2 protein-coding genes are annotated in these 719 nt (G+C 64.0%); both read right to left on the reverse strand.

Features of this window, described 5'->3' with window-relative positions; all coding sequences use genetic code 11:
- Nucleotides 1–262: DUF968 domain-containing protein (locus LS48_RS15835; RefSeq protein WP_438829846.1), on the reverse strand; the 262-nt coding region annotated here is incomplete at its 3' end.
- Entirely contained in the window at nt 259–594 is a 336-nt protein-coding gene (locus LS48_RS15760) for an HNH endonuclease signature motif containing protein (protein ID WP_117590242.1), read from the reverse strand. The genes LS48_RS15760 and LS48_RS15835, both read right to left, overlap by 4 nt.
- Between the last annotated feature and the right edge of the window lie 125 nt (nt 595–719).

A 719-nucleotide genomic window follows, 5' to 3' on the forward strand; every position in this document is an offset into this window, starting at 1 on the left:
TCCGAAGCCCGATGCGATCCTTCTCATCATGGGCGCCGAAGCACAGGGGGACGGCGGTGAAGTCGTGGCTCTTGAGCCCCATGCCTTTCGACCCGTCGGCATCGGAGTGGCTGGCCGTCATCTTACCCGAGCATGCGTGCCCCGCCCGGCCCGCGATCAGGCACGGACGCCCGCGCAGCCATTGAAGATGCTGTGGGAAGCGCCGTTCCTCGTCAGCGCGATGGCTGTTCCGCTTCCTCGGGCGGGTGTCCACGCGGATCATGCCCCCGCTCCGACATACTTCCCGTGCCGCCAGTTCGGATTGTTTTGCCCGCGGTTGTCGCAGGATCGGCCCTTCTGGACCATGTCATCGGCGTTATCTTGATGTGTGCCGACGAAGAGATGGGCCGGATTGACGCACAGTCGATTGTCGCATCGGTGACAGACGAGCATCCCGGGCGGGATCGAGCCATGATGCATGAGGTACGACACGCGATGCGCGAGAGTCTCGCCGCTGCGGCGCACCCTGCCATATCCATCCGCGTCGACCGCCCCGGTCCACTCTATGCACCCAGTGTCACGGCTTTGCGTATGCGAGCTAAATCTCGACCACATCGGGAGCGAGCGCGCAGCCTTCGCTTGACAGCCGTGCCCGCAGGACCGGCGTTCTTGCCAATCCCTGAGCTGCTCGTTGTCTCGCTGGCTCAAAACCGAGCCGCAGCCTCGGCAACGTTTGTGAA

The organism is Aequorivita aquimaris, assembly GCF_001573155.1.
GTDB lineage: Bacteria > Bacteroidota > Bacteroidia > Flavobacteriales > Flavobacteriaceae > Aequorivita > Aequorivita aquimaris.

Bases quoted from the DNA above. Each gene is read 5' to 3' on its own strand.
- LS48_RS15760 (WP_117590242.1), bottom strand. From the start codon at position 594: ATGTGGTCGAGATTTAGCTCGCATACGCAAAGCCGTGACACTGGGTGC.